Genomic DNA, 6,805 nt, shown 5'->3' with positions numbered 1-6,805 from the left:
GTCGGCCACAGTCGCGGTCGCCGAAGCGCCGTTCAGGCTGACATTCTCGAAGTTGCCACCTTCGACTTTGGTAACGGTCGCAGTGACAGTGCTTTCGTCCTTGTAGACGTCATCGACGTTGGTGTTCGGGACTTGCAGCGTGCCTTTACCGCTGGCATCGACGTTGACCTGATACTCAGTACCACCGACGTTCACAGTCAGCGTAGTAGCGCTGCCAGTCTGCGGCGGATTGCTCAGCTGGAAGTTGAAGGTGACGTTCGCGTCGCCTTCTTTCGCTGGGTCTGCCGTGACGGTGACGGTGGTGGTATCGAGGGTGTCAGCCACGGTCGCGGTCGCCGAAGCGCCGGTCAGGCTGACGTTCTCGAAGTTACCGCCCTCCACCTTGGTCACAGTGGCTGTGACAGTGCTCTCGTCTTTGTAGACGTCATCGACGTTGGTATTCGGGACTTGCAGCGTGCCTTTGCCGCTGGCGTCGACGTTGACCTGATATTCGGTGCCGCCAACGTTCACGGTCAGGGTGGTTGCACTGCCCGTCTGCGGCGGATTGCTCAGCTGGAAGTTGAAGGTGACGTTCGCGTCGCCTTCGTTCGCCGGAACGGCCGTCACCGTGACGGTAGTGGTGTCGATGGTATCGTTGATCACCGTCACCGCAGGGGTAGGATCGATGGTAACGATCAGGCCATTGCCACCCGTGGTGCCGGTGATGCTGGCAGACAGCTGGCTACCGTCGATGTACGGCGTATCGTTGGGCGCGATGTCAACGTTGACGGTGCCAGTGGTCTGGCCAGCAGAGATCACGATGACGCTGCCGTTGGACAAGGTCACGACCAGGTCGCTGGTCGGCGCGCGGCCCACGGTGGCTGTATATACGATGACGCCACCCGCCTCGGTGATCGAAGGGGTGGCGCTGAGGGTCACGCTAGTCGCGAAGGGTGCAGTGGTCGTGGTGGCGGCGGCAGCGTTAGCGTTCAGCGCGCCAACGGTGTTGGTCGCCAGCCCAGCGGCGAAACCGATGGGGCCGGTGGGGAAGCCGATGGTCGGATCGACCACCCCTGCGGTCTCTTGCAGCAGCACGAAGCTATGCCCGCCGCCAACCGAGCCACCACCGGCGGCAGCCGGGCCAGCTGCGGTCGCTTCAAGGTCGGTGGTCGGGTCAGCGCCGGCGGCAATGGCCTGTTGCAGCTCTTCGACCGAAGGCGCCTGCTGGGCCGTGGCCTCGCTCAGGTCGGTGACGCTGTCGGGAGCATCGGCGCTCCACTGGGTATCGCGACCCAGGTCGAGCAGCCGACCATCGGCCAATTCCAATGTGACCGCGCCGCCTGCACCGGTCTCTACATGTTCACCCGCGAACAGACGGTCGCCTTCGACTAGAACGCGTCGGATGCCTTCTGGGGATACAGCAATGACTTGGCCAACAATGCTTTTGACGATGGCGACAACAGTGCTCATTGGACTCTCCGGGCTAACCGTTCAGTGTGGCTTCCATGCCCGCTCAAGCACCTGCCGGCGGCGACCGATGGAATGTTTCAGTAATGTTTTTGACACTGGTTGCGTCAAAAATACGTCTATAACTTATGGCGATTAACTTTATGCCAAACTATTGACCTTCTGGTTGCCATCCTAAACAATCGCCACCCTAATGTCACATTGATATTTGCCCTTAAACAGCCCTTTCTTTCGTATTAATCGCACTGCCTTTTCAGAAGCTTCCTACCCACGGAAATCGGGGTTGCCATTCTCCAGGGCAGGAATGGCTTCGGTCGTGATTTGGGACAACAGCAATCTCGGGAAATCAGCAATTATGCGTGCGCCACTGTTCACCGCTCTTCCTTTCGTTCTTGCCGCCTCGCTCGCTCAAGCACAAACCTTGCCCGAAGCCATGCAGAGGGCCCTCGACGTACACCCGGAAATCCAGGCTGGGGTGAATGCTCGCACCGCTGCGGACTACCAACTGCGAGCAGCCCAAGGCGGTTACCTGCCCAGGGTCGACGTGACAGCCGGTTATGGTCGCGAGGGCACCGACAGCCCGAGCAACGGTAATCGCTGGGAAACCCTTAACCGCGGCGAGTCCGCCATCCGCTTGCGCCAGATGGTTTTTGACGGCTTTGCCACCTCCAGCGAAGTCGGGCGTCAACAAGCCACCGTCAACGCTCGCGCCTACTCCCTGCTGGGTACCTCTGAGCGCACTGCGCTCAACGTTGCACAGGTCTATCTGGACGTACTGACGCGCCGCGAAATGGTGCGCCTGGCCGAAGAAAACCTGCGCAACCACGACCGTATCCTCGATCAGATCAAGCTGCGCACAGCCCGTGGCGTCGGCCGCATGGCAGACCTTGATCAGGCCGAAGCGCGCCAGGCCCAAGCCCGCAACAACCTGATCACCGAGCAGACCAACCTGGCCGACGCCAACACCAACTTCCTGAGCGTCGTGGGGCAAATGCCAGACGAGTTAAGCACGCCCACACCGTTTGTCGACTTGCTGCCAGCCAGCCTCGACGAGGCGCGCCATCAGTTGATCGAAGACAGCCCGATCCTGCGCTCGGCCGAATCGGATATCGCGGCAGCAGAAAAGCAGTACCAAGCAGCCAAGTCGACCTTCTACCCTCGTTTCGATGCCGAAGTCGGTCGCACCGCCGACAACAACCTCGACGGCACCGTCGGCCACAACAACGAGTGGCAGGCCATGCTGCGGATGAACTTCAATTTGTATGCCGGTGGCAGCAACAAGGCCGACCTGGAATCGAAGGCCTATTTGAGCAACCAGGCGCTGGATATTCGCAACAACGCCTTGCGCCAGCTCAATGAGGAGTTAGGCTTGGCATGGAATGCCCTGGAGAACGCCAATGCACAGCTGCCAATCGCACAGCAGTATGTCGATCACAGTACCCGGGTTCGCAGCGCCTACCAGCAACAGTTCAGCCTGGGTGAACGCACCCTGCTCGACTTGCTCGACAGCGAGAACGAAACCTTTACCGCCCAGCGTCGGTTGCTGGAGGTGAAGAACACACAGATGTTTACTCAGTACCGAATCAAGGCGACCATTGGCCAACTGCTCAAGAGCCAGGGCGTCGTAGCCCCTCTGGCGACCGTTGTGCAGAACGACCTGAAACCCAAGGTGAGCCTGCCAGGCATGAATTGATGGCGCACCTTGGACAACCCCTGCAAGGATGAAGAGGCGCCTCGTGGAATCCGAAGTCAGTCGAGTGCAGCTCAGTCACGATCCACGCAGTCAGCACGACGACCCATTGCTGGACAGTCTGTTGACCCTGTGTGTCCTGCATCAGAAGCCCGCTAGCCGGGCCATGCTCACCACCGGCCTGCCCTTGCCGGCCCAACGCCTGAACGCCGAGCTGCTGCCCCGTGCAGCGGCCCGCGCGGGGCTGCAGGGGCGCCTGCTGCAACGTAAGCTGGAGCAGATCCCGACCATCGCCATGCCAGCCATGCTGCTGCTCAAAGAGGGCCGCAGCGCCGTGCTGGTCGGTTGGGAGAACGACGACACCGCGCGCCTGTTGCTCAGTGAGAGCGACGGCGGTGAGGTACTGATCAGCCGTGAAGCCCTGCAGAGCGACTATACCGGCAAGGTATTCTTCGCCCAGCCGCAACACAAGTTCGACGTCAACCACGGTAACCTCATCCCGCGCGCGCGCTCGTGGTTCCGCGACACGCTGATGCGCAGCAAGTGGTTGTACATCGACGCCATCGCCGCCAGCCTGGTAATCAACCTGATCGCCCTCGGCGCGCCACTGTTCGTGATGAACGTGTACGACCGCGTGGTCCCTAACCAAGCCACCTCGACGCTGTGGGTACTGGCCATCGGCATCGGCATCGCGTATGTGTTCGACCTGGTGCTCAAAGGCTTACGCAGCCTGTGCCTGGACTTGGCGGGCAAGAAGACCGACCTGATCATTTCGGCCACATTGTTCGAGCGTATCGTCGGTATGTCGATGAAGTACCGGCCCGCGCGGGTAGGCAGCTTCGCCCAGAACATCCACGAGTTCCAGGGCCTGCGCGACTTCCTCGCCTCGCTCACCCTGACCAGCCTGATCGACCTGCCGTTCACCTTGCTGATCCTGATGGTGATCGCCATCGTCGGCGGCCACCTGGTATGGATCCCGGTCCTGGCCTTCCCGCTCGCCCTGGGCATTGGCTATGCCCTGCAAAAGCCCCTGATGGCAACCATGGAGCGCACCATGGCCCTGGCTTCGGAGCGCCAGTCGAGCCTGATCGAGACCCTCGCCGGACTCGACGCGGTCAAGGTCAACAACGCCGAAAGCGAACGCCAGTACATGTGGGAACAGACCCTCGGCACCCTCAGCCGCCTGGAGCTGCGGGTCAAGGTACTGTCGGGCCTGGCCATGAACATCACCTTGCTGATCCAGCAACTGGCTGGCGTGGCAATGATCTGCGTGGGCGTTTACCTGATCATCGACGGCAACCTCAGCATGGGCGGGCTGGTTGCCTGCTATATGCTCAGTGGCCGAGCCCTCGGTCCGCTGGGTCAGCTCAACGGTCTGCTGGCCCGCTACCAGCAGGCCAAGGTGACCATGGTCTCCACCGACCAGATGATGGAGCTGCCCCAGGAACGCAATTTCGAAGAGCGCCCGCTCAGCCGCCGTGTACTGCAAGGCGCCGTGGAATTCCGTGGGGTCGAGTTCACCTACCCGAACCAGCAGAACCAGGCGCTCAAAGGCATCAACCTAGTGATCAAACCCGGCGAAAAAGTCGGCATCATCGGGCGCAGCGGTTCGGGCAAGAGTTCCCTGGCCAAGCTGATCGTCGGTTTGTACGAACCGGACAACGGCTCGCTGCTGGTCGATGGCGTGGACATCCGCCAGATCGACGTCAGCGAGCTACGCCACAACATCGGCTATGTGCCGCAAGACATCCAGTTGCTGGCCGGCACGCTACGCGACAACCTGGTCAGCGGCGCCCGCTACATCGAGGACGAACTGATCCTGCAAGCCGCCGAGCTTGCCGGCGTGCACGAATTCGCCCGCCTGCACCCCGACGGCTACGAGTTGCAGGTCGGGGAACGCGGCCAGAACCTCTCCGGTGGCCAACGCCAGAACGTTGCCTTGGCCAGGGCACTGTTGCTCAACCCGCAAGTCCTGCTGCTCGACGAACCTACCAGCGCCATGGACAACACCGGCGAAGAACGCCTCAAGCAGCGCCTGGCCGCAGTGATCGAAGGTAAGACCGTGCTGCTGGTCACCCACCGCGCCTCGTTGCTGTCACTGGTTGACCGACTGATCGTCATCGATCGTGGTCAGATCGTCGCAGACGGCCCGAAAACCGCAGTCATGGATGCACTGAAAAAGGGGCAGATCAGTGTTGCATAAGTTGGATATGGGGCGTTTCAAGGACAATATGCGCCGCTACTTCAAGGGCTCCGAGTCGCTTGCCGGGCAGCCCCTGCCCGAAGTCAACAAGGCACTGATCGAAGATGCGCCACGCATCGTGCGCATGACCATCTGGGGCATCATCGCTTTCTTCCTGGCCATGATCGTCTGGGCCAGCGTGGCGCCGATCGACGAGGTGACACGCGGCGAAGGCAAGGCAATCCCGTCGTCCAAGGTGCAGAAGATCCAGAACCTGGAAGGCGGTATCGTCGCGCAGATCTACGCGAAGGAAGGCGAGATCGTGAATATCGGCCAGCCTCTGCTGCGCCTGGACGAAACCCGCTTCGCGTCAAACGTCGACGAGACCGAGGCCTCGCGCCTAGCCATGGCCCTGCGTGTGCAGCGTTTGACCGCCGAGGTGGACGACAAGCCGCTACAGATCGACGAAGAACTGCGCAAGGCCGCCCCCAGCCAGGCCGCCAACGAACAGTCGCTGTATGTGAGCCGGCGCCAGCAGTTGCAGGACGAGATCAGCGGCCTGGAGCAGCAGTTGGTACAGAAACAGCAAGAACTGCGCGAGTTCACCTCCAAACGCGCGCAGTACGCCAACAGCCTGCAGTTGCTGCGCCAGGAAATCTCCATGTCCGAGCCGCTGGTGGCCCAGGGCGCGATCTCGCAAGTCGAGGTGCTGCGCCTGCGCCGGGCCGAAGTGGAGAACCGTGGCCAGATGGACTCCACTTCGCTGGCAATCCCGCGCGCGGAAGCCGCGATCAAGGAAGTTCAAAGCAAGATCGAGGAAACCCGTGGCAAGTTCCGCAGCGAAGCGCTGACGCAGCTCAATGAAGCCCGCACCGAGCTGAACAAGGCCACCGCTACCAGCAAGGCATTGGACGACCGGGTCAACCGCACCATGGTCACCTCACCGGTACGTGGCATCGTCAAGCAGTTGCTGGTCAACACCATCGGCGGCGTGATCCAGCCGGGCAGCGATATCATCGAGATCGTGCCGCTGGACGACACCTTGGTGATCGAGGCGAAGATCCTGCCCAAGGACATCGCCTTCCTGCATCCCGGCCAGGAAGCAACGGTCAAGTTCAGCGCCTACGACTACACCATTTATGGCGGCCTGAAAGCCAAGCTCGAGCAGATCGGTGCCGACACCATCACCGACGAAGACAAGAAGACCACCTACTACCTGATTCGCCTGCGCACCGATAAAAGCCACTTGGGCACCGACGAAAAGCCCCTGTTGATCATTCCGGGCATGGTGGCCACGGTGGATATCATGACGGGCAAAAAGACCATCATGAGCTACCTGCTCAAGCCGATCATGAAAGCGCGTAGCGAGGCACTGCGCGAGCGATAGCAGCCTGGAAACGGACCGTTGTAGGAGCGCCCTTTCGCGATCACAAGGCCGCTCCTACACAGATGGACTGCCCCCCAAAAGTTGGACAGTTTTAAGCAGC

At 61.1% G+C, this 6,805-nt stretch carries 4 protein-coding genes; 3 read left to right on the top strand and 1 reads right to left on the bottom strand.

Features of this window, described 5'->3' with window-relative positions; translation table 11 throughout:
- Positions 1 to 1,449, bottom strand: a 1,449-nt coding sequence (locus tag FEM01_RS23810; RefSeq protein ID WP_138221869.1) for a retention module-containing protein, incomplete at its 3' end; no start/stop codon positions are given.
- Positions 1,450 to 1,801: 352 nt separating this feature from the next.
- Here FEM01_RS23810 and FEM01_RS23805 point away from each other — a divergent pair.
- Genes FEM01_RS23805 through FEM01_RS23795 form a run of 3 tightly spaced genes read left to right on the top strand, consistent with a single transcriptional unit; the run spans position 1,802 to position 6,705 of the window.
- A complete protein-coding gene (locus FEM01_RS23805) occupies positions 1,802 to 3,139 on the top strand; it encodes a TolC family outer membrane protein (RefSeq protein ID WP_138221868.1) in 1,338 nt (445 codons plus the stop codon).
- 43 nt (positions 3,140 to 3,182) lie between these two features.
- Positions 3,183 to 5,339: a type I secretion system permease/ATPase gene (locus tag FEM01_RS23800; protein WP_138221867.1), complete on the top strand. Its 2,157-nt coding sequence runs from the start codon at positions 3,183 to 3,185 to the stop codon at positions 5,337 to 5,339.
- Between the two features lie 7 nt (positions 5,340 to 5,346).
- On the top strand, positions 5,347 to 6,705 hold the full coding sequence (locus FEM01_RS23795) for an HlyD family type I secretion periplasmic adaptor subunit (RefSeq protein ID WP_171031019.1): 1,359 nt from the start codon (positions 5,347 to 5,349) through the stop codon (positions 6,703 to 6,705).
- The last annotated feature ends 100 nt before the right edge of the window (positions 6,706 to 6,805 follow it).

This window comes from Pseudomonas mosselii, assembly GCF_005796105.1.
Classification (GTDB): Bacteria; Pseudomonadota; Gammaproteobacteria; order Pseudomonadales; family Pseudomonadaceae; genus Aquipseudomonas; species Aquipseudomonas mosselii_C.
This window is presented reverse-complemented; position numbering and strand designations above follow the sequence as displayed.

Bases quoted from the DNA above. Each gene is read 5' to 3' on its own strand.
- FEM01_RS23805 (WP_138221868.1), top strand. From the start codon at position 1,802: ATGCGTGCGCCACTGTTCACCGCTCTTCCTTTCGTTCTTGCCGCCTCG.
- FEM01_RS23795 (WP_171031019.1), top strand. From the start codon at position 5,347: ATGGGGCGTTTCAAGGACAATATGCGCCGCTACTTCAAGGGCTCCGAG.